Source organism: Donghicola eburneus (assembly GCF_900115865.1).
Lineage (GTDB): Bacteria > Pseudomonadota > Alphaproteobacteria > Rhodobacterales > Rhodobacteraceae > Donghicola > Donghicola eburneus.
The window spans coordinates 81,964-101,596 of the sequence record NZ_FOXY01000007.1; the positions used below are offsets into that span (position 1 = coordinate 81,964).

The 19,633-nt window shown below is 60.4% G+C and carries 24 protein-coding genes; 10 read left to right on the top strand and 14 right to left on the bottom strand.

The features are described 5' to 3' along the window. The first annotated feature begins 87 nt into the window (after positions 1-87). Positions 88-984 (top strand): LysR family transcriptional regulator, encoded by an 897-nt coding sequence (locus BM225_RS13290; RefSeq protein WP_177218627.1) that lies wholly within the window; start codon positions 88-90, stop codon positions 982-984. On the opposite strand, the gene BM225_RS13295 is transcribed toward BM225_RS13290, so the two are convergent. After that, positions 981-2,450: an NAD-dependent succinate-semialdehyde dehydrogenase gene (locus tag BM225_RS13295; protein WP_072704898.1), complete on the bottom strand. Its 1,470-nt coding sequence runs from the start codon at positions 2,448-2,450 to the stop codon at positions 981-983. The two genes, BM225_RS13290 and BM225_RS13295, sit on opposite strands and share 4 nt — an antisense overlap. Before the next feature lie 90 nt (positions 2,451-2,540). On the opposite strand from BM225_RS13295, the gene BM225_RS13300 reads away from it, so the two are divergent. Continuing rightward, positions 2,541-3,317 carry an alpha/beta hydrolase gene (locus BM225_RS13300; RefSeq protein ID WP_072704900.1) on the top strand — a complete coding sequence of 259 codons (777 nt, stop codon included), beginning with the start codon at positions 2,541-2,543 and terminating at the stop codon, positions 3,315-3,317. Here the strand turns inward: BM225_RS13300 and BM225_RS13305 are convergent. The 4 genes from BM225_RS13305 to BM225_RS13320 all read right to left on the bottom strand — a co-directional run bounded on the left by BM225_RS13305 (position 3,314) and on the right by BM225_RS13320 (position 6,413). Beyond that, entirely contained in the window at positions 3,314-4,072 is a 759-nt protein-coding gene (locus BM225_RS13305; protein ID WP_072705380.1) for an HTD2 family dehydratase, read from the bottom strand. The two genes, BM225_RS13300 and BM225_RS13305, sit on opposite strands and share 4 nt — an antisense overlap. 22 nt (positions 4,073-4,094) lie before the next feature. Beyond that, positions 4,095-4,640, bottom strand: a complete 546-nt coding sequence (locus tag BM225_RS13310) for an NADPH-dependent FMN reductase (RefSeq protein ID WP_072704903.1) — start codon at positions 4,638-4,640, stop codon at positions 4,095-4,097. Between the two features lie 172 nt (positions 4,641-4,812). After that, entirely contained in the window at positions 4,813-5,493 is a 681-nt protein-coding gene (locus BM225_RS13315; protein WP_072704906.1) for a YiaD family glycine zipper/OmpA-like lipoprotein, read from the bottom strand. A gap of 107 nt (positions 5,494-5,600) precedes the next feature. Then, complete coding sequence (locus BM225_RS13320) at positions 5,601-6,413, bottom strand: methylated-DNA--[protein]-cysteine S-methyltransferase (protein ID WP_245780500.1); 813 nt, start codon at positions 6,411-6,413, stop codon at positions 5,601-5,603. 127 nt (positions 6,414-6,540) lie between these two features. On the opposite strand from BM225_RS13320, the gene nth reads away from it, so the two are divergent. Together nth and BM225_RS13330 are read left to right on the top strand one after the other, a co-directional pair. Further along, a complete protein-coding gene (nth, locus tag BM225_RS13325; RefSeq protein WP_072704912.1) occupies positions 6,541-7,185 on the top strand; it encodes an endonuclease III in 645 nt (214 codons plus the stop codon). 17 nt (positions 7,186-7,202) lie between these two features. Next, complete coding sequence (locus BM225_RS13330; protein WP_072704916.1) at positions 7,203-8,192, top strand: adenosine kinase; 990 nt, start codon at positions 7,203-7,205, stop codon at positions 8,190-8,192. Positions 8,193-8,269: 77 nt separating this feature from the next. On the opposite strand, the gene BM225_RS13335 is transcribed toward BM225_RS13330, so the two are convergent. From BM225_RS13335 to BM225_RS13365, 7 genes are all read right to left on the bottom strand, one after another. Next, the gene (locus tag BM225_RS13335; protein WP_072704921.1) at positions 8,270-9,313 is read right to left on the bottom strand and encodes a threonine aldolase family protein; all 1,044 of its coding nucleotides are present in this window, start codon (positions 9,311-9,313) and stop codon (positions 8,270-8,272) included. Further along, positions 9,313-9,783, bottom strand: a complete 471-nt coding sequence (locus BM225_RS13340) for a YcgN family cysteine cluster protein (protein ID WP_072704925.1) — start codon at positions 9,781-9,783, stop codon at positions 9,313-9,315. Before BM225_RS13340 ends, BM225_RS13335 begins: the two co-directional genes overlap by 1 nt. After that, positions 9,780-10,715: a bifunctional riboflavin kinase/FAD synthetase gene (locus tag BM225_RS13345; RefSeq protein ID WP_072704928.1), complete on the bottom strand. Its 936-nt coding sequence runs from the start codon at positions 10,713-10,715 to the stop codon at positions 9,780-9,782. The genes BM225_RS13340 and BM225_RS13345 overlap by 4 nt, the downstream gene beginning before the upstream one ends. 38 nt (positions 10,716-10,753) lie before the next feature. Next, a complete protein-coding gene (locus BM225_RS13350) occupies positions 10,754-11,197 on the bottom strand; it encodes a MaoC family dehydratase (protein ID WP_072704931.1) in 444 nt (147 codons plus the stop codon). A gap of 122 nt (positions 11,198-11,319) precedes the next feature. After that, positions 11,320-12,195 carry a TIGR01459 family HAD-type hydrolase gene (locus BM225_RS13355; protein WP_072704934.1) on the bottom strand — a complete coding sequence of 292 codons (876 nt, stop codon included), beginning with the start codon at positions 12,193-12,195 and terminating at the stop codon, positions 11,320-11,322. A gap of 98 nt (positions 12,196-12,293) precedes the next feature. Further along, positions 12,294-12,782 carry a DUF2867 domain-containing protein gene (locus BM225_RS13360; RefSeq protein ID WP_072704937.1) on the bottom strand — a complete coding sequence of 163 codons (489 nt, stop codon included), beginning with the start codon at positions 12,780-12,782 and terminating at the stop codon, positions 12,294-12,296. Positions 12,783-12,850: 68 nt separating this feature from the next. After that, positions 12,851-13,795, bottom strand: a complete 945-nt coding sequence (locus BM225_RS13365; protein ID WP_338060994.1) for a LysR family transcriptional regulator — start codon at positions 13,793-13,795, stop codon at positions 12,851-12,853. A 116-nt stretch (positions 13,796-13,911) separates the two neighbouring features. Here BM225_RS13365 and BM225_RS22165 point away from each other — a divergent pair, with 116 nt between their 5' ends. The 3 genes from BM225_RS22165 to BM225_RS13375 are packed head-to-tail and all read left to right on the top strand — an operon-like array spanning position 13,912 to position 14,756. Next, on the top strand, positions 13,912-14,100 hold the full coding sequence (locus BM225_RS22165) for a cupin domain-containing protein (RefSeq protein ID WP_245780493.1): 189 nt from the start codon (positions 13,912-13,914) through the stop codon (positions 14,098-14,100). Positions 14,101-14,109: 9 nt separating this feature from the next. Next, positions 14,110-14,388 (top strand): cupin domain-containing protein, encoded by a 279-nt coding sequence (locus BM225_RS22170; protein WP_245780494.1) that lies wholly within the window; start codon positions 14,110-14,112, stop codon positions 14,386-14,388. Beyond that, positions 14,385-14,756 (top strand): hypothetical protein, encoded by a 372-nt coding sequence (locus BM225_RS13375; protein WP_072704940.1) that lies wholly within the window; start codon positions 14,385-14,387, stop codon positions 14,754-14,756. The genes BM225_RS22170 and BM225_RS13375 overlap by 4 nt, the downstream gene beginning before the upstream one ends. 65 nt (positions 14,757-14,821) lie before the next feature. Here BM225_RS13375 and BM225_RS13380 read toward each other — a convergent pair whose 3' ends face one another. Together BM225_RS13380 and BM225_RS13385 are read right to left on the bottom strand one after the other, a co-directional pair. Then, positions 14,822-15,742: a manganese-dependent inorganic pyrophosphatase gene (locus BM225_RS13380; RefSeq protein ID WP_072704942.1), complete on the bottom strand. Its 921-nt coding sequence runs from the start codon at positions 15,740-15,742 to the stop codon at positions 14,822-14,824. Between the two features lie 85 nt (positions 15,743-15,827). After that, on the bottom strand, positions 15,828-16,829 hold the full coding sequence (locus BM225_RS13385; protein WP_092464801.1) for a TraB/GumN family protein: 1,002 nt from the start codon (positions 16,827-16,829) through the stop codon (positions 15,828-15,830). 229 nt (positions 16,830-17,058) lie between these two features. On the opposite strand from BM225_RS13385, the gene groES reads away from it, so the two are divergent. From groES to BM225_RS13400, 3 genes are all read left to right on the top strand, one after another. Then, a complete protein-coding gene (gene groES / locus BM225_RS13390) occupies positions 17,059-17,346 on the top strand; it encodes a co-chaperone GroES (RefSeq protein ID WP_072704948.1) in 288 nt (95 codons plus the stop codon). A 45-nt stretch (positions 17,347-17,391) separates the two neighbouring features. Next, entirely contained in the window at positions 17,392-19,029 is a 1,638-nt protein-coding gene (gene groL / locus BM225_RS13395) for a chaperonin GroEL (RefSeq protein ID WP_072704951.1), read from the top strand. A gap of 127 nt (positions 19,030-19,156) precedes the next feature. After that, positions 19,157-19,633: a GNAT family N-acetyltransferase gene (locus BM225_RS13400; RefSeq protein ID WP_072705384.1), complete on the top strand. Its 477-nt coding sequence runs from the start codon at positions 19,157-19,159 to the stop codon at positions 19,631-19,633.

The window sequence follows — 19,633 nt, forward strand, 5'->3', positions numbered from 1 at the left end:
CTGAATGGTGTGATCTTTAGTCGAAATTAACCAGAATCGGTCCATTAAAAAATTATCGAAATTCAGACCGGACATATACAGATTCGCATGGATTGGACCCGCGTAAAATTTGACTGGAACCACGCAAGGGCGTTTTTGGTCACCGCAGAAGAGGGCTCTTTGTCTGCTGCCGCCCGCGCTTTGGGGATGACGCAGCCGACTTTGGGCCGTCAGGTGGCTGCGCTCGAGGACGAGTTGGGGATTGCCTTGTTCGACCGTGTCGGGCGTGGGCTGGAGTTAACCGAATCGGGTGACAGCCTGCTGGCCCATGTCCGCGCGATGGCCGAAGCTGCGGGCAGTCTGTCCTTGACCGCCACGGGCAAATCCCAGTCCATTGAGGGCACAATCCGCATCACCGCCAGCGAGATTTACGCGGCTTATCTGCTGCCGCCCATCTTGCCGCTGATCCGCCAAAAAGCGCCTGATTTGACGGTCGAGATCGTGGCCAAGAACGACATTTCGGATCTGCAACGCCGCGAGGCGGACATCGCCCTTCGAAATGCGCCGCCGGAGGGCGACACGCTGATCGCTCGCAAAATTGCCGAGGATTACGGATACCTCTTCTCGACCGAGGATTACGCGGAAAAGCTGGGGGACCTGCGGGACGAAGGCAACCTGCAGCGCGCCAACTTCATCGGGATGGAGCATAACGACCGGTTGATCGGTGGCCTGAACGAAATGGGGCTGGGGGTGACAGCGCAGAACTTCCCGTATCAAACCAGCGATCATCTGGTGCATTGGGAAATGGCCAAGCAAGGGCTCGGCGTGGGGATCGTTCCGGTGTGGCTTGGGGACTCAACGCGAGACATGGCGCGGGTGGATTGCGGACTGGAGCCGATCGCCTATCCCGTCTGGCTAGTCGCTCACAAAGAGCTGCAGACCAGCCGAAAGATCCGGCTGGTCTTTGATCTATTGGCCTCAGAGGTGCCGCGCCTGCTGGGTTAGACCGACAGGCAGACGTATTTCAGCTCGAGATATTCCTCGATGCCGTGGTGGCTGCCCTCGCGGCCCAGACCAGACTGTTTGACGCCGCCAAAGGGGGCTTGCTCGGTCGAGATAATGCCTGTGTTCACGCCCACGATGCCATATTCCAACGCCTCGGAAACCTTGTGCACGCGGCTCAGGTCCTTGGCGTAGAAATACGCGGCGAGGCCAAAGACGGTGTCGTTCGCCATTTCGATCACGTCATCCACATCGCCAAAGCGGAAGAGGGGTGCGAAGGGGCCAAAGGTTTCCTCTTTCGAGACCTTCATGTCCTGAGTCACGCCAGTCACGATGGTCGGCTCGTAGAAGGTGCCACCCTTTTCGTGGGGCTTGCCCCCAAGGATCACGGTCGCGCCCTTGGACACTGCGTCCTGCAGGTGGTCTTCGACCTTTTCCACGGCCTTCTCGGTAATCAGTGGGCCCAGATCAGTGCCGTCTTCTAGGCCATTGCCAACTTTCATCGCGGCGACCTTGGCGCGCAGCTTCTCGGCAAAGGCGTCGTACACGCCGTCCTGCACATAGATGCGGTTCGCGCAGACGCAGGTCTGGCCGTTGTTGCGGAACTTGCAGGCGATCGCGCCCTCGACTGCGGCATCCAGATCGGCGTCGTCAAAGACGATAAAGGGCGCGTTGCCCCCAAGCTCCATGCTGCACTTCATGACCTGATCGGCGGCCTGACGCAGCAGAATACGGCCCACGCCGGTCGAGCCAGTAAAGGTCAGCTTGCGTACGCTCGGGTTCTCGCAGAATTCCTGACCGATGCCAGCGGCGTCCGAGGCTGGCAGAATCGACAGGATGCCCTTGGGCAGGCCCGCACGTTCGGCCAATACCGCCAGAGCCAGCGCCGACAGCGGGGTTTCCGAGGCGGGGCGCGCAACGAACGAACAGCCCGCTGCGATGGCGGGGCCGCACTTGCGGGTGATCATCGCAGTGGGGAAATTCCAAGGGGTGATCGAGCCGACGACACCGATGGGCTGCTTGAGCACGTGGATGCGCTTGTCCGGCTGGTGGCCGGGAATGATCTCACCCAGAATGCGCTTGGCCTCTTCGGCGTAGAATTCGATGAAGCTGGCACCATAACTGATTTCGCCGCGCGCCTCGGCCAAGGGCTTACCCTGTTCGGCGGTCATGATCTTGGCCAAGTCTTCTTGGTTTTCCATGATCAGATTGAACCACGCGCGCATGACGTTCGAGCGGTCCTTTGCGGTGCGGGCGGCCCATTCCTTTTGGGCGAGGCGGCCTTTTTCGACGGCTTCGGCGGTTTGTTCGCGGGTCACGTCGGCGACCATCGCCAGCACTTCGCCGGTGGCGGGGTTGGTCACTTCGAATTGACCGCCTGCGCCGTCCACCCAGTCACCGGCCAGATAGGCTTGGGTGGCAATCAGGCTGGGATCCGCCAGAAGTTCGGAGAGGGGCGATGTGGTCATAAGAGCCTCCGTTGGCATTCATTTTCATTTTCCGCTGGCATAGAAGAAGCAGGCCTCGCTACAGTTGTCCAGCGAACAGGAGTGTCAGGTATGAACTTGGATCGTGCATACGAGAACACAGCGTTTATTCCGGACGGAAGTTCCTTTCCCGCGCGATGGAATGCGCAGGCAGAGGCGTTTCGGATTTCACATTCGGGTTTGTCGCGGCTGGATCGGCCCTATGGCGCGGGCGCGCGTCAGAAGTACGATCTGTTTTTGCCCGACGGTCCGGTGCAGGGCACGCTGATTTTTGTCCACGGCGGCTATTGGAAGGCCTTCGACAAATCCACGTGGTCGCATCTGGCGTCTGGCGCTGTAGCGCGGGGGTGGGCCGTGGTGATGCCAAGCTACACCCTATGTCCCGAAGCGCGCATTGCCGAGATCGGGGCGGAGATTGCATCAGTCATCACCCAAATAGCCGAGACGTCAAAAGGACCGCTGGTTCTGACAGGACATAGTGCGGGCGGGCATCTGGTGGCGCGCGCCGCAGCGGGTTTGCTACCTGCGAGTGTCATGCACCGTATCCGGCGGGTCGTTCCGATTTCGCCCGTGGCGGATCTAGAGCCACTGATGCATACCTCAATGAACGAGATCCTACGGGTTGATGCGGATGAAGCTCTGCGAGAGAGTCCCGTCGCCTTGGCCAAGCCGGATGTGCCTGTCACTGTCTGGGTTGGCGGAGCAGAGCGCCCTGCGTTTATCGAACAAGCGGCCAAGCTCGCGCGGGTTTGGGACTGTGGGCTCGAGATTGCGGATGGGCGGCACCATTTTGACGTGATTGATGCGCTGGACCGCAATGGCAAGCTTTTGAACTTCTTGCTGGCCTAGATGCGGGCTACGGCTTGCATGCATTGGCGTCCGTCTGGTCCGCTTACCCACATTGCGCCGTCGGTCCCAAGGCAAAAGGCGATGTGTTCACCATGCAGGGCAGGGGCCGTGGCGCGGAACTCAAATGATGTCAGGGGACCAAGAGCGCGCTCGGCCAGCAGCATCAGCATTTGCGCCAACAGCGGGCCGTGAACCACAAGCCCATCGTAGCCCTCCACCTCTCGGCAGTAGTCGAGATCATAGTGAATACGGTGGCCGTTGAAGGTCAGCGCCGAATAGCGAAACAGATCGGTGCTAGAGAAACTGCGTTCAAGCAGGATCTCGCCGTCATTGCGCGCCATCGGCGGTGTCGCCGGACGCGCGTCCGGCGCAGGGTCATTCAGGTAGACGATATCCTGATACTCTGTGACACAAATCTTGTTATTCTGGTGGATGTCGTGTCGGAGGGTGACAAACCCTAAAGGTCCAGAGCGCCCCTCTTTATGCGCGGTCTTGTCTACCGCTGATGTTTTCTCGGCTATCTGCCCAAGACGTACCGGCGTGTGGAACTCGAGCCGCCCGCCTGCCCACATCCGACGCGGCAGTCCCATGTCAGGCATAATGCCCTGTCCGACTTTGGGATGCCCATCACGCCCAAGCCCCGCGTTCTCAACCGGATCCCAGAAGTAGATCTGGTGAAAGAAGGGCGGCATGGTGTCCGCAATGTCGGGCATCCCCAGACTCACCGCCAGCGCCTGAGCGCGGGCGGGGTCCATAATATCGGTCAGGGTGGTGGCGTTAGCCAAGGGCGATTTCCTTTTTCAGGCGATCAATCAGCCCCGACAGCATCTTCTGTGACATCTCGTTCTTCAAGTGCCCATCGTCGTCGAACGCTTCATGCGCTTGGGCGATGGTCAGCAGGGGACCAGGGATGACGCGGGCTTGGTGGGGAACCAAGCAGGTGCGGGTCATCAGTTGGCCAGACTCGCCGCCCGTGCGGCCCATGTTCGCGGACATCACCAGCACCGGTTTATCGGCAAGCGGATTTGTCTTGGTGCGGCTCAGCCAGTCGAGCGCGTTCTTCAGTACGCCAGTGATCCCTTTGTTGTATTCGGGCGAGGACAGGATGACCGCATCGGCCTGTGCGATCTGATCAGCCAGCGTCGTGACGGCGCCTGGCACGCCGTTCGCCTCTTCGTCGTCCCCATCATAGAGGGGCAGCTTCAGGTCACCTTCAAGGAAGGTCGCATCGCCATAAACGCGCTTGGCCTCGGCCAAAAGCATACGGTTGTAAGAGCCCTTGCGCAGAGAGCCGGACAGCAAAAGAATTGTGGAATCGGACATTGGGAAGCCTCTGAATTAAAATACGTTTCTCCCTATACATAGGCCGAGTGACGCGCCGCTCCAGATCAATTTTCGCAGGGGTTCGGCGCACTGATGCACAGGCGGAGATCAACGCAAAAACGCCCGACCAAATTGGCCGGGCGCTTTGAAATTCGACAGGCGAAGTAGCCTATCAGTTGTTCGGGATGATGACGATTTCGACGCGGCGGTTCGCTGAGCGGCCCTCGGGGGTGAGGTTGGTTGCGATCGGTGCATCTTCGCCACGGCCAATGGTCGACACGCGGCTGTAGGACACGCCGTTTTGGAACAGGACGTCCGCGACGGCCGAGGCGCGGCGCTGCGACAGGTCTTGGTTGTAGCCTGCGTCACCCACGTTGTCGGTGTGACCGATGACCTGCACGCGCGAGTTGGGGTAGCTGTTCAGGTTGTTCGCCAGAGCGGCCAGATCGCCACGCAGTGCGCCGCTGACGGCAGTGCTGTCGGTTGCGAACAGGATGCTCTGGGGCATGGTCACAACTAGACGGTCACCGGTGTTGGTCACGTCAATCGCGCTGTTGTTCATGCTGTTGCGCAGTTCAGCCGCCTGCTTGTCCAGCTGGTTGCCGATGATGGCACCCGCGCCGGCACCCAGTGCCGCGCCGATGGCTGCACCGCGCAGTTTGTCCGAACGGTCGTCGCCGCCGGTGATCGCACCCGCCAGACCACCGATCGCCGCGCCCGCCAGCGCGCCTTGCTTGGCACGGGCATTGGGGTCCTGATAGCCGCCACCGCTGTTCAGGTAGGCGGGATCGGTACATGCCGACAAGCCCATCAGAGCGGTCATTGCGGTTGCGATAATAATGCGGTTCTTCATGGCAGTGCCTCTTCCTTCACGGGCGATACGCCCTTTTGATCTGTCTATATCCTAATGCCAGAGCCGCAGGAAAGTTTCATGAAGGTGTTTAGGCAAGCCTTTGCCCGTCACTTTTCCGCTATATTTGCGTCAGTCCGCGCGGACTCGTAAGCCAACATGGCGCGTTTGACGGGCAGGCCCCAGTGATAGCCCCCCAGCTCGCCGCTTTTGCGCAGGGCGCGGTGGCAAGGGATCAGATAGCTGACAGGGTTCCGGCCCACGGCGGTGCCCACAGCGCGGACGGCTTTGGGTGATCCAACGCGGGTGGCGATTTCCGAGTAGGTGGTGACGTGGCCTTCGGGGATGTTTAGCAAAGCCTCCCAGACCTTGATCTGAAAAGGCGCGCCGATCATGTGCAGCCGCGTCTCTCCTCTGCCTGCCATGGCGGCTTCGAATAATGGGGCGATGCGTTCGCCTGATTGGACAAACTGCGCCTTTGGCCAGCGTTTCGCCAAGTCGTCAAATGCCACGTCGCGCCCCATCTCGGACCCGAAAGCCAGCCCGCAAATACCGCGCTCTGTCGCCATGACCAGCGCGGCGCCAAAGGGGCTGTCGAACCAGTCCCATTCAATCACCAGCCCCTCGCCACCACGGGCGAAATCACCGGGGCTCATGGCCTCCCACCGGACGAAGAGATCATGCAGACGGCTGGACCCGGACAGGCCGATCTCGTCCGCGACCGCCAGTGTCGTCATGCGCTCTGACAGCATCCGTTTGGCCTGACCCAGTTGCAGGTACTGCTGATAGCGTTTGGGCGATATGCCGACCCACGCTGAAAACAGCCGCTGGAAGTGTGCGGGGCTCATGTCCATCCGCTCGGCCAGTCCCTCTAGGGTCAAGGGGCCGTCGGCGCTGTCGATCAGATCAATCGCCCTGCGCATGGCGTCGTAGTGATAAGAGCTGTCCACCAAGTTGCCTCCTGTCGATCTCAGGCCATCTGTGCCATGAATGTGCATCAGCGGGCGACCCGAATGTTGCGCAAACGAAATTCTCGGGGCATGAGGAAGCATGGCCAAACAACTCGATTACATGACAATGCGCGAGATATTCTCGCGCTTTCAGGCAGCCGAAGCTGAACCCAAGGGCGAGCTGAACCACGTTAACGCTTACACGTTGGTGGTGGCCGTTGCGCTGTCGGCGCAGGCCACGGACGCTGGCGTGAACAAAGCGACGGCCAAATTGTTCGAAATCGCCGACACCCCGCAAAAGATGCTGGATTTAGGCGAAGAGGCCCTGATCGACCACATCAAGACCATCGGTCTGTTCCGCAACAAGGCCAAAAACGTCATCAAGCTCAGCCGCATTCTGGTGGACCAGTACGGCGGCGAGGTTCCCAATTCCCGCGCCGCGCTGGAGAGCCTGCCGGGCGTGGGGCGCAAGACTGCAAACGTGGTGCTGAACATGTGGTGGCATTATCCGGCTCAGGCGGTGGACACGCACATCTACCGTTTGGGCAACCGTAGCGGCATCGCCCCGGGCAAGGATGTGGTCGCCGTAGAGCGCGCGATCGAGGATAACGTGCCCGTCGATTTCCAGCAGCACGCCCATCACTGGATGATCCTGCACGGCCGCTACGTCTGCGTGGCGCGCAAGCCCAAATGCGGCAACTGCATCATCCGAGACCTCTGCCAATTCGAGGACAAGGTCCTCTGACCCAAAGGAACTGACCCGTGAAAAAATACCAGATTGTCGGCATCGGCAACGCGATCGTCGATGTGCTGACCCAGTCCGACGACACCTTCCTCGAGATGATGGACATCGAAAAGGGCATCATGACCCTGGTCGAGCGCGAGCGCGCCGAACTGCTGTACGCCTCCATGAAAGAGCGCACTCAGGCCCCCGGGGGCTCGGTCGCAAATACCATCGCAGGGGCGGGTAAACTGGGCCTGCGGGCGGCCTTTATCGGCCGTGTGCGCGATGACGCTCTGGGCCGGTTCTATGCGCAGGAAATGGAAACGGGCGGCACCGATTTCGTCAACGCCCCGGTCGAAGGTGGCGAGCTGCCTACCTCGCGCAGCATGATCTTTGTCTCGCCCGATGGTGAGCGGTCGATGAACACCTATCTCGGCATCTCTGCCGAAGTCGGCCCCGAGGACGTAGACGAAGCGATTGTCTCGGACACCGAATACCTGTTCCTCGAAGGCTACCTGTTCGACAAACCCAAGGGCAAAGAAGCGTTCCAGCGCGCGGCCAAACTCTGTCAGGCAGCGGGCGGCAAAGCGGGCATCGCGATCTCTGACCCCTTCTGCGTGAACCGCCACCGCGAGGATTTCCAGCGCCTGATCGGCGAGCTCGACTTCGTGATCGGCAACGAAGCGGAAATCAAAGCTCTGTACGAAGACGAAGAACTGGACACCGCGCTCCAGCGCGTCGCGGCCAAGAACCCACTGGTGGTCTGCACCCGCTCTGGCGATGGCGTTAGCATTCTGCAGGGCGACACCCGTGTGGATGTCCCGGTGGAAAAGGTCACCCCGGTCGATGCAACCGGAGCAGGCGATCAGTTCGCCGCAGGCTTCCTGTTCGGCCTTGCTACAGGCGCGACGCTGGCCACCTCTGGCCGCATGGGCTGTATCGCCGCCCGCGAAGTCATCGGCCACATGGGACCGCGCCCCAAAGCCGACCTCCGCGCTCTATTCCGCCGCGAGGGTGTCCTGAGCTGACGCTCTTCATCTTGGCATAAATACCCCCGCCGGAGCTTTGGCACATCGACGCCAAACCATCGGCGGGGAAACGTGCTTTAGCTGGCTTTCAGCACAGCCAGAAACTTGTCCAGCTCTTCATAGGGCACGGACCAGTCGCACACAAAGCGGGTTAGCAGCATCTCGTCCGGAGCCCCGTGGTCTCGGTTGCCCCAGTGGTTAAAGGCGACACCCGCCGCGCCAAGCCCCTGCAACACGCTTCGCGGCAGTTTGGGGAACAGCATGTTGGCGCGCGGGGCATAGGGCCATTGGATGCGGGCATCCATGCAAAGCGCTTCGGCCAGATATTGACCGCGTGCATTCGCGGCGGCCCCCAGCTGCAGCCACAAGTCGTTGCGCACAAAACCCAGCATTTGCGCTGCCAAAAAGCGGTTCTTCGAGAACAGATGTCCCGCGCGCTTGCGCCGTGCGGCAAAGCCTCGGGCGCGATCGGGGTTAAAGAAGATGACAGCCTCGACGCCCATGCAGCCCGCTTTGGTCCCGCCAAAGGTCACAACGTCCACGCCCGACTGCCACGTCATTTCCGCCGCGGACACCTCCAGCGCTGCGCAGGCGTTAGCGAAGCGTGCGCCGTCCAGATGCAAGGGCAGGCCCGCTGCATGCGCGATGGTGGCCAGCGACTCGATCCGGTCCAGTTCATAGAGCTGTCCCCGCTCGGTGACCGAGGTGATGCTGACTGCGCCGGGTTGGGCCGAGTGGACGCCGCCTTCGTTCAGGTCGGTTATCAACGCGCCAAGGGCGTCAGGGTCCATCAGATCGCCTTCGCCCACCAGATAGGTCTTGCCCACGCCGTAGAACTCTGGCGCGCCGCATTCATCCTCGTGGATATGGGCGGCAGCGGTACAGAGCACGGACTCGTAGGGTTGGCACAGGGTCGACAGGGCCAGTGCGTTGCCAGAGGTGCCGGTGGGCACAAAGAAAATTTCGGCCTGCGGGGCTTCGAACAGCTCTCTGATCGCGGTGATCGCGCGGGCGGTGTAAGGGTCGTTGCCGTAGGGAAGCGCGTAGCCCTGATTGGCCTCTGCCAGCGCCTCCATGATTTGGGGATGGATGGGGCCGGTGTTGTCAGAGGCTAGGTACATCAGGTGGGCTCCTCGATAATATAGTCTTCCCAGTCCTCTTCATCGATCTCGAATTCGGGGACTGTCCAGCCCTGCACCGACACACCTGCGTCGTGAACCGATTGCGGTGTTCCGGTCAGCAAGGGGTGCCATTCGGGCAAGGGCTTCTTTTGCCAGAGCAGGCGGTATGCGCAGGTCTCGGGCATCCAGTAGGCGTGCTGGTCCAGCGTGTCCGGTTTCAGCACTATGCATTCGGGCACGAACTGGTGGCGGATCGGGTACTGACTGCAGCGGCAGGTCTGATCGTCCAGAAGGCGGCAGGCAACCTTCGTCAGGGCCACTTCACCTGTGTCCGGATCTTCGAGCTTGTTCAGGCAGCACTTGCCGCAGCCGTCGCACAGGGCTTCCCATTCCGTGTCGGTCAGCTTGTCCAGTGCAAAGCGTTCCCAAAAGCGGGAGCGGATTTTCTTGCGGTCGATCGGATCTTTCATAGGGCGGCCAGGATTTCGCGCGCCTTGGCGCTGTCCGCATCCATTTGGGTGATCAGGGCTTCGAGCCCGTCGAACTTCAACTCTGGTCGCAGGTAGTCCACGAGCCCGACCGACAGGTGCGTGCCGTAGAGATCCCCTTGGAAATCAAAGATAAAAGTCTCGAGGTTGGGGGTGTTTTCCCCGAACATCGGACGCACGCCAAGGGACGCAACCCCATGGTAGTTGCCCTTGTGGGGGCCTTCTTTGACCTCGACCAGCACGGCATAAACGCCGAGTTTGGGCAGGTGCAGGCCATCCACGGACATATTCGCGGTGGGATAGCCCAGATCGCGGCCACGCTGTTCGCCGCTGATCACGGGGCCGTCGATACGGTGCCAGTGCCCCAGCATTTCAGCGGCGTGGCGGGGATCACCGTCGGCCAGAGCCTGACGGATTGCGGTCGAGGACACACGGCCCTGAGAGCCTTGGATCATATCGGCGATTGTCACGTCGAACCCCATTTCAGCGCCCATGCGGGCCAAGTCTGCGGCGGTGCCACTACGGCCCTTGCCGAATTGGAAATCGTTGCCCACGACCACATGGCACAGGCCCAGCCCCTTGATCACGTCATGGGCAAAGGCTTCGGCGCTCAGGCCGGCAAGCGGGCCGTTGAAGGGCAACTCATACAGGACCTCGACCCCCAGTTTGTCCAAGCGTGCCGCGCGCGCCTCGGCGCTCATCAGGCGGAACGGGGCGCTGTCGGGCGCAAAGAACTGTCGGGGGTGGGGTTCAAAGGTCATGACGCCCAAGGGGGCGTTCAGACGCTGTGCACCGGCGCGGGCCAAGTCGATAACCGCTTGGTGCCCCAAATGAACGCCATCGAAATTCCCGATGGCGACGCTGGCACCTTTGTTTTCCGGTGCGATGTACTGATGATCGCGAATGATGCGCATAAAGGGCAGTTAGCGCCCCTTATGCGGGGACGCAAGGCTCAGTCGAACTTGCGGCTGGGTGCGAGCACTTTTGCCTCGCCCTTGAGCACAGGCTTGCCGTCGATTTCGCACACACAATCCAAGGTCACGCGGCGCTTGGCGTGGTCAATTCCGGTGACGGTGACCTGCGCTTTGACCATGTCGCCGGGGCGGACAGGGCCCAAGAATTTAAGGGTCTGGCCCAAATAAACGGTGCCGTGTCCGGGCAGCTGTTCGCCAATCACGGCAGACACCAGACCGGCGGTCAGCATCCCGTGGGCGATGCGCCCTTCGAAGATGGTGTCGTTGGCGTATTCATCATCAAGGTGCACGGGGTTCCGGTCGGTGGACACCTCGGCAAAGAGTTCGATGTCACGGTCCGTCACCACTTTGTGCAGGTGACGGGTCATGCCCATCTCGATGTCTTCGATGCAGATGGTTCCACGGGGCAGGTTATCCAACATTCGGGTCCTCCGATCTGGATGCCAAGGTTGAAGGGGTAATTTTCTGGCACCAGTAAGCTACGACTTGGCAACTTTATTACTTTGCGTGCGCAGAAAATCAAGCCCCGTGACACCTGTTTGCCTTAGCGTAAGAACCCGATTGCGTAGGTTGGGTTCGATTTTTCCTCGTTAAGATAAGAGGTTAGGGCTTCTTCGTCGGGCTGATGCGACGTTTTGGTAATATCGCGGGCCAAACCGCCTGTGATGAATAGCGAATCGATGCCTTCGCCGATGGCGCCTTGGATGTCGGTGTGGATGCCATCACCCACTGCCAGAATCGCGTTGTCATTGATGCTGGCGTCGACTTCGGACAGACGGCGGCGGGCCAGATCGTAGATCGGCGGATGGGGTTTGCCGAAGTACAGACTTTCACCACCCATTTCTGTATAAAGCTTTGCCACCGCGCCCGCGCACCATTCGCGGACCTCGCCGCGGTCCACAACGATGTCGGGGTTCGCGCAGAGCAGCTTCAGGCCCTTTTGCTTGGCCAGCAGAAGTTGGGGGCGCAACGTGTCGGGGTCGGCCTTGGCATCAAAGGGGCCGGTGCAGATGATGCCCTCGGCCTCGTCTAGTTCAACCCTTTGAATTTCCACGGGATCTTTGATCAAGTGCAATGGCTCGAAGAAGGGCTCATCGGCGGGGGTGCCGATATGGTAGACCTTTTCCCCGACGGCGCCGGTCAGCATGGCGGCACGGGCGCTGTCGCCGCTGGTCGCGATGGTGTCCCAACAGTCAGCGGGCACGTCAAACTGCTCAAGAAGCTGTTTTTCAACGCCTTTTCGGGGGCGCGGGCTGTTGGTCAGCAGAACGACCTTGCCGCCATTGGCGCGGAAGGCACGCAGGGCTTCGATCGCGTCTGGCAGGCCTTTGACCCCGTCATGAACGCAGCCCCACAGGTCGCAGAACAGGGCGTCGTAGTTGTTTGAGATCTCGGCGAGGGACTCGATGATGCGGGTCATTGGGGCACCTTATTCAGGGTCTGGTTTACGTCTGGTTTGCGTATGGCAAACGTCATGACGTGGGTAATCCGTTCCCAACTAAGGTCAAAGTGCTTTCTTTATGTGACGAATTTGTCCGGAGCGGGCATGCGGTTCAGCATTGCGCGCACAATGATCCGGTGCGCGACCGCGACGGGCAGCATATACGCACGGCCAAACAAATTGTGGGTGACGACCGAACTTACGATCCAGAGGCGGCGATTGTGGACCGCGACGCAGGTCAGGACGTCCAGATGGCGATCCCGCTCGGTCAGGAGCAGGCGGTCGGGACGAGCGTCCTCGACCAGAAAGAAGTCCAGATGGTCGCCGGTCTGAACGGTGTCTTTGCGGTCGCCGGAAAAGCCGCCGATCTGTTTGACGCCGAAGAGGCTGGAAATCTTGTCTCGGATTTTGAAAGCGAGTCCCATCAGCGGCAGGGGTCGCGCCATCAGGGCATTCCACGCCTGAAGCGCGGTCATGTCTTGGGGCAGGGCTCGGGACTGGGCGTCGAAGTAGTTCAGCCGATCACGCGGGGCCAGCAGTTCGGCATTCGGGGGCAGGGTGGCCATGGCAAAGTCCTTTGGGGTCAATGAGGCGACCCTAGGCAGACGGTGCCCTGCGGGCGATGCGACAAACCCTACCAGTGCATGGCGTCCAAGGGAGCCAGCAGTTCGGCGATCAGATCGCGCACCCACACATGGGCAGGGGAATTGCTGTAGCGCCTGTGCCAGATCATGACGATCTGGACGGTGGGAATCTCGATCGGCGCTTTGTAGACGGTCAGGCCCGCGTAGGGCGCGACGGCTTGGGCCAGTTGGATCGGCAGGATCGCAATCAGTTCGGATTCGCTGACCGCGCGGTAGACGCCCGAGAAGACGGGCATGGTCATCACAACACGGCGCTCGCGGCCGACCTTGGACAAGGCGGCATCGCCCATGGCGCGCAGGTTGCCTTCGGGGGAAAAGAGTACGTGGCCCATGTCGCAGAAGGTGTCGATGGGGATGGTATCGCCCGATTGCAGGCCCAGCGAGGCCAGCCGCCGATTGCCCGTGCGGGCCACCACAGCCCAGCCCGACAGAAAGAGGGGTCGCTTTTCGATCCAGTCGGGGACATCGGTGTCGGGGATCAGCGCGGCGTCGACGCTATAGCGCTCTAGGGTGTCGACGTAGCTGTCGGGGACCAGATCCACCAGTTGGACCCGCATATAGGGCGCGCGGCGATAGACCGTGTCCGCGAGGCGGGGCATCAGCATTTCGGCAAAGAAGTCGCTGCCCGACAGTTTGAAGGTGTCGGTGGCCACAGTCGGGTCGAATTGCAGGGGGCCCGTCAGGGCGCTTTCAAGTTGTTCGAGGGCAAGGCGCAGGGGCTCTTCGATCTGGCGGGCATATTCGGTCGGGTCCAGCCGGTTCCCGCGCCGCAGGAAGAGATCATCGTTCAAGGCGTGGCGCAACCGCCCGAGGGCGGCAGAGATCGCGGGTTGGGACAGGCCGACGCGCTGTCCGGCGCGGGTGGTGGAGCCTTCGATCAACAGGGCGTCCAGAATCCGCAAAAGGTTCAGGTCCAAGGTTGCAAAATTGATCACGCAAATAGTCCGTATATGAACAATCGATTATAGATATACGCACGATACCTGTAATCTATGTTCAACGAGAGCGCTTTCGTTTCCCTTTGAAATCCAGACCTTTTGGAGGAGGAGCGATGACCCATCCTGAATTGGGAGAGGGGGCCATCGAATGGATGGGCACCTATTACAAAACCATTTTATCCAAGGCGGCGTCGGGCGGCGCCATGTCGATTGTCGACAGTGTGTCCCCTGTGGACTCTGGCCCGCCCCTGCATGTGCACGAAGATGCGGACGAGACTTTTGTCATGCTGACGGGCGAGTGAGATTTTATTTTGAACGGCCAGATTACGCGAGCAGGGCCCGGTGAGACGGTGTTCGTGCCACGTGGCGCGCCGCACACGTTCCGCGTGGTTGGCGACCGGCCGAGCCGCCATCTGGTGATCCTGACGCCTGGTGGGTTCGAAGGGTTCTTTGCCGAGATGGCAGAGGGGCAGTTCGCGATCCCTGCGCAGATCGAACAGGTGATCGAGGCGGGCGCGCGGTATCACATGACGTTCACGGGGCCGCCCTTGGCCGCGATACAGGCAGAGATGGAAGGAGCCAGCGCATGAAAGGCATCGCAACACTTTTTGTCGGCACAGGCGCAATCTTTGCGGTGATCGGGATGGTCTGGGGCATTCAGATGTCCGCCACGCAGGACCATAGCCTGTCGCCCGCCCATGGGCACCTGAACCTGATCGGGTTCGTGATCATGACGGTCTACGGGCTGTATTACGCGGTGACACCCGCGGCGCGCACGGGATTGGCCAAGGTGCACTATCTGCTGACGCTGGCGGCTGTTGTGGTGCTGATCCCGGGTATTGTGATGGCGCTGACCCAGTCGGGCGAGGTGCTGGCCAAGTTGGGGTCGGTGCTGACGCTGCTGTCGATGCTGACCTTTGTCTACACCGTGTTTCGCAAGGGCGTGGGCGCGGCCTAAGGTCAAAGCAAAAGGGCAAACCGGATGGCCTGCCCTTTGTGGTGTTCGGATGCCGGAGCGGCAGATCAGAGCTTGAGGTTCGGGATGATCTGTTTTTTGCGGCTCATGATGCCGGGCAGGACAACGGTGTCGCCGTCCACGGTCGCGCCAAAGCTTTTCTCGGCGACGGTTTTGACCAGATCGTTGGGGACCAGCAGGGTGGCTTCTTCTTTGATGATGTCCACGACGAACAGCAGAACCTGATCAACGCCATCTTCGGCTTCGACGGTCTTGAAGGATTCCATCAGGCTGTCCTTGCGGTCCAGCGGGATCTGGGGCGCGGTGGTTTCCAGAACCGAGACGCGGAATTTCTTGCCCTCGACTTCGTACTCTTTGGAGTCCATGCGGATCAGTTCCGCGTCGGAGAAGGCCGAGACGTCCGATTTCGCAGCAAACATTTCCGCCGCGTATTCGGTGATGTCCACACCCAGATCTTTGGCCAGCGCATAGGCGATGGCTTTGTCCTCTTGGGTGGTGGTGGGCGAACGGAATTCCAGCGTGTCGGACAGGATGCACGACAGCATCGCGCCTTTGATGCCGGTGGGGGCCTGAGCCAGATCGTCGCCGATCATCTTGTACATGATGGTCGCGGTGCAGGCGACAGGCTCGATGCGGATGTCGATCGGGCCTTTGGTTTCCAGACCGCCAACCAGCTTGTGGTGGTCGATGATCGCACGAATGTCAGCCGCATTAATGTCGGCTGGCAGCTCGGCGGGGTTGTTGGTGTCGACGATCACAACAGGGGTGTCAGCCGCAACGTCCGAGATGATCTCGGGCTTCTCGAGGCTCCAGCGTTCCAGAACGAATGCCGCTTCGGTGTTGGGCTCGCCAAGGAGGACGGGCTTGGCGGGGGTGCCTTTGATTTCGTTCAGGTACCAAGACCAGATGATCGGGGAGCCGGTCGAGTCGGTGTCAGGTGCCTTGTGGCCGAAAACGAGTGTGGTCATTGAAATGTCCCTTGGCGGATTGAACTGTAGCGCGCCTTATAAAAAGCATCTGCCCCCGTGTCACGCAGGCCGAAAGGACAGGATGTCACAAGGGCAGGCGTGTTAGCGCGAAACCAGCGTTTTCCAGCAAAGCAACAAGGCCGTTTTCCCCGATCAGATGCGCAGCGCCCACGGCGACAAGGATATCCTCGTCTTGAACCGCGTCGAGAATCACCGGCAGCCAGTTCTGGTTGCGGCGGTCGAGCAGCAGATCCTGCATGCGGGCGGACTCGGCCTCGATCTGTTCGGCGGTCAGGCCGGGGATGCGGTGGCTCAGGACTTCGGACAGGCCCCATGACCGCGCGTGGCGTTCGTCAAAATAGGCGTCGAGGGTAGCGGTAAAGGCGGCCTCTGACACCTCGTCCGGCATGATCGACAGGGCCATGATATCCAGCTGCTCTTGGTAGGGGATTTCGGAAAAGGTCGAGAAGATGGTTTGCCAGTCCTCTAGGCTGCGGACGGGTTTGTCCAAGGCGAGCGCCGCGCGTTCGACCATTTTGTCCAGACCGCCAACGACAGAGGTCATGGTGTCCATGGCGCAGGGCGGGATCGACAGCATCATCGACACATACCACGGGCGCATCTTGGCGGTCAGCGGGGCAGGGAAGCCGCGCGCGGCCATCGCGTCGCGCAGTTGCTGCCATGTGGCGTCGTCCAGAAGCTCTGGCAGGGTGGGGGTGCCCGCATCGGCGGCAAAGATCATGCTGGGATCGCTGGCGATCTGGCTCTGCATCTGGGCTGCACCGTCCGAGGCGGTCTCTAGATACAGAGCGTCGACCTCGCGCAGAATCGGGCGCAGGGCGGCCATGGCGACGCTGTGACGGGGATCAGGCAAGTGCATGGTGCCGACGATATAGACGCTGCGCCCGTCCCGCGTGGCCTGCCAGAGTGTGCCCGTGCTGTTAGCGGTCTCATCCTCGATTGCTGCGATTGCATCCTTTTCCGCGGGGGTCAGGAACTGCTCTAGGTCGGGGCCAGCGCCGCAAGCGGCAAGTGCCGGAAAAGCATGAAGAAGACTCAGAAAGACAAAGGCAATCAGGCGTAACATGGGATCTCCGGTCCGGGTTGCGGCTGCGTAACATATGGCAAAATAATGGATATTTGTCCCGTCTTCCGCGGCGAAATTTTTCCGAAAAAATCTGCACACAGAATGCTTGACACTCAAAGAGGCGATACCTAGCTTCGCGTCGTTAGCACTCGACACGACAGAGTGATAACGCCCTCGGTCCTGCCGAGGAACCAACAGGAATTTAACTTTGAGCCAAGGAGCCTCAGAGATGGCATTTACCCCGCTTCACGACCGTGTTCTGGTCCGTCGCGTAGAGAGCGAAGAAAAAACCGCTGGCGGCCTGATCATTCCCGATAGCGCGAAAGAGAAGCCCGCAGAGGGTGAAGTTGTCGCAGTTGGCGCAGGCGCCCGTGATGACAAAGGCGCACGCGTCGAGCTGGACGTGAAATCCGGCGACCGCGTTCTGTTCGGCAAGTGGTCCGGCACCGAAGTGACCGTCGACGGTCAAGAGCTGCTGATCATGAAAGAAAGCGACATTCTCGGCGTTATCGCCTGAGACCGTCTTTCTTAACGCAACCCAATTCAGACGAGGAAAAGCACAATGGCTGCTAAAGACGTCAAGTTTGATACCGACGCCCGTAACCGTATGCTCAAGGGTGTGAACATCCTGGCAGACGCTGTAAAAGTAACTCTGGGCCCCAAAGGCCGTAACGTCGTACTGGAGAAATCCTTCGGCGCGCCCCGCATCACCAAAGACGGTGTTTCGGTTGCCAAAGAGATCGAGCTGGAAGACAAGTTCGAGAACATGGGCGCCCAGATGGTGAAAGAAGTTGCTTCGCGCACCAACGACGAAGCAGGCGACGGCACCACCACCGCGACCGTTCTGGCTCAGGCCATCGTCAAAGAGGGCATGAAAGCTGTTGCAGCGGGCATGAACCCCATGGACCTGAAGCGCGGCATCGACCTGGCAACCGCCAAAGTCGTCGAAGCGATCAAAGCAGCGGCACGCCCTGTTGAAGGCACCGACGAAGTTGCTCAGGTTGGCACCATCTCGGCCAACGGCGAAGCAGAAATCGGCCGTCAGATCGCAGACGCGATGCAGAAAGTCGGCAACGAAGGCGTGATCACCGTCGAAGAGAACAAAGGTCTGGAAACCGAGACCGATGTCGTCGAAGGCATGCAGTTCGACCGCGGCTACCTGTCGCCCTACTTTGTCACCAACTCGGACAAGATGATTGCCGAGCTGGAAGACTGCCTCATCCTGCTGCACGAGAAGAAACTGTCGTCGCTGCAGCCGATGGTTCCCCTGCTCGAGCAGGTCATCCAGTCGCAGAAGCCCCTGCTGATCATCGCAGAGGACGTCGAAGGCGAAGCGCTGGCAACTCTGGTTGTCAACAAACTGCGCGGCGGCCTGAAAATTGCTGCTGTTAAAGCACCTGGCTTCGGCGATCGCCGCAAGGCCATGCTGCAGGACATCGCTATCCTGACCGGCGGTCAGGTCATCAGCGAAGACCTGGGCATGAAGCTGGAAGGCGTCACCATGGACATGCTTGGCACCGCCAAGAAAGTCTCGATCTCCAAAGACGAGACCACCATCGTTGACGGCGCAGGCGACAAAGCCGAGATCGAAGCCCGCGTTGGCCAGATCCGCAACCAGATCGAAGAAACCTCGTCGGACTACGACCGTGAGAAGCTGCAAGAGCGCGTTGCCAAACTGGCAGGCGGTGTTGCTGTGATCCGCGTCGGCGGCATGACCGAAGTCGAAGTGAAAGAGCGTAAGGACCGCGTGGATGACGCACTGAACGCAACTCGCGCGGCTGTTCAGGAAGGCATCGTTGTTGGCGGTGGTGTTGCTCTGGTTCAGGGCGGCAAGTCGCTGGCAGGTCTGGAAGGCGCAAACGCTGACCAGAACGCTGGTATCGCAATCGTACGCAAGGCTCTGGAAGCACCCCTGCGCCAGATCGCTGAGAACGCAGGCGTCGACGGTTCGGTTGTTGCTGGCAAGATCCGCGAAAGCGAAGATCTGAAGTTCGGCTACAACGCGCAGACCGACGAATACGGCGACATGTTCGGCTTTGGTGTCATTGACCCCGCGAAAGTCACCCGTACCGCTCTGGAAGATGCGGCATCGGTTGCTGGTCTGCTGGTCACCACCGAAGCAATGGTTGCAGACAAGCCCGCCAAAGAAGGCGCAGCACCTGCAATGCCCGACATGGGCGGCATGGGCGGCATGATGTAATCTGCCGATCCAATTGGATTGAGGGAAGGGCGTCCTGCGGGGCGCCCTTTTCTTTTGCGGTGTGCCTGTGGTTATCGTGGTGCCGTGAGTATTTTTGCAAAAAGAAGAGGGCAGGCCTGTGCTGAAGATGCCGGAATTTGTGCGCGAGATGCGGCGCGGAGAAGAAGAGGCTGTAGATGGGCTGCTGCGACGCGCCTTTGGCGGTGCAGACGAGGCGCAACTGGTATTGGCATTGCGCAAGTCGGGGGCAATGGCCGGCGAGATGGTGCTGCCGTTCGAGGGCGGTGTCGTCGGATACTATGCGCTGAGCGCGATGAAGGGGCCCAAAGGCTGGCTTTGTTTGGCGCCTGTGGCCATTGATCCCGACTGGCAGGGGCGCGGGCACGGACGGCGGATGGTGAAGCAGCTGGTCGCGTGGGCCGAGGCGTCCAAGTCGTCGATTTGTGTGTTGGGTGACGTCGATTTTTATAAAAACTGTGGCTTTTCACCTGTAACAGACGTCGAATTAACAACCCCCTATAGCGCTGATCATACGTTGGTGGCGGGGACGGGCCCCTTGAAAGGGGCCGTGGCGCTGGAATATCCGAAGGCCTTTGGAAGCTAA

Bases quoted from the DNA above. Each gene is read 5' to 3' on its own strand.
- BM225_RS13290 (WP_177218627.1), top strand. From the start codon at position 88: ATGGATTGGACCCGCGTAAAATTTGACTGGAACCACGCAAGGGCGTTT.
- BM225_RS13295 (WP_072704898.1), bottom strand. From the start codon at position 2,450: ATGACCACATCGCCCCTCTCCGAACTTCTGGCGGATCCCAGCCTGATT.
- BM225_RS13300 (WP_072704900.1), top strand. From the start codon at position 2,541: ATGAACTTGGATCGTGCATACGAGAACACAGCGTTTATTCCGGACGGA.
- BM225_RS13305 (WP_072705380.1), bottom strand. From the start codon at position 4,072: ATGGACCCCGCCCGCGCTCAGGCGCTGGCGGTGAGTCTGGGGATGCCC.
- BM225_RS13310 (WP_072704903.1), bottom strand. From the start codon at position 4,640: ATGTCCGATTCCACAATTCTTTTGCTGTCCGGCTCTCTGCGCAAGGGC.
- BM225_RS13315 (WP_072704906.1), bottom strand. From the start codon at position 5,493: ATGAAGAACCGCATTATTATCGCAACCGCAATGACCGCTCTGATGGGC.
- BM225_RS13320 (WP_245780500.1), bottom strand. From the start codon at position 6,413: ATGCGCAGGGCGATTGATCTGATCGACAGCGCCGACGGCCCCTTGACC.
- nth (WP_072704912.1), top strand. From the start codon at position 6,541: ATGGCCAAACAACTCGATTACATGACAATGCGCGAGATATTCTCGCGC.
- BM225_RS13335 (WP_072704921.1), bottom strand. From the start codon at position 9,313: ATGTACCTAGCCTCTGACAACACCGGCCCCATCCATCCCCAAATCATG.
- BM225_RS13340 (WP_072704925.1), bottom strand. From the start codon at position 9,783: ATGAAAGATCCGATCGACCGCAAGAAAATCCGCTCCCGCTTTTGGGAA.
- BM225_RS13345 (WP_072704928.1), bottom strand. From the start codon at position 10,715: ATGCGCATCATTCGCGATCATCAGTACATCGCACCGGAAAACAAAGGT.
- BM225_RS13350 (WP_072704931.1), bottom strand. From the start codon at position 11,197: ATGTTGGATAACCTGCCCCGTGGAACCATCTGCATCGAAGACATCGAG.
- BM225_RS13355 (WP_072704934.1), bottom strand. From the start codon at position 12,195: ATGACCCGCATCATCGAGTCCCTCGCCGAGATCTCAAACAACTACGAC.
- BM225_RS13360 (WP_072704937.1), bottom strand. From the start codon at position 12,782: ATGGCCACCCTGCCCCCGAATGCCGAACTGCTGGCCCCGCGTGATCGG.
- BM225_RS22165 (WP_245780493.1), top strand. From the start codon at position 13,912: ATGACCCATCCTGAATTGGGAGAGGGGGCCATCGAATGGATGGGCACC.
- BM225_RS13375 (WP_072704940.1), top strand. From the start codon at position 14,385: ATGAAAGGCATCGCAACACTTTTTGTCGGCACAGGCGCAATCTTTGCG.
- BM225_RS13380 (WP_072704942.1), bottom strand. From the start codon at position 15,742: ATGACCACACTCGTTTTCGGCCACAAGGCACCTGACACCGACTCGACC.
- BM225_RS13385 (WP_092464801.1), bottom strand. From the start codon at position 16,829: ATGTTACGCCTGATTGCCTTTGTCTTTCTGAGTCTTCTTCATGCTTTT.
- groES (WP_072704948.1), top strand. From the start codon at position 17,059: ATGGCATTTACCCCGCTTCACGACCGTGTTCTGGTCCGTCGCGTAGAG.
- groL (WP_072704951.1), top strand. From the start codon at position 17,392: ATGGCTGCTAAAGACGTCAAGTTTGATACCGACGCCCGTAACCGTATG.
- BM225_RS13400 (WP_072705384.1), top strand. From the start codon at position 19,157: ATGCCGGAATTTGTGCGCGAGATGCGGCGCGGAGAAGAAGAGGCTGTA.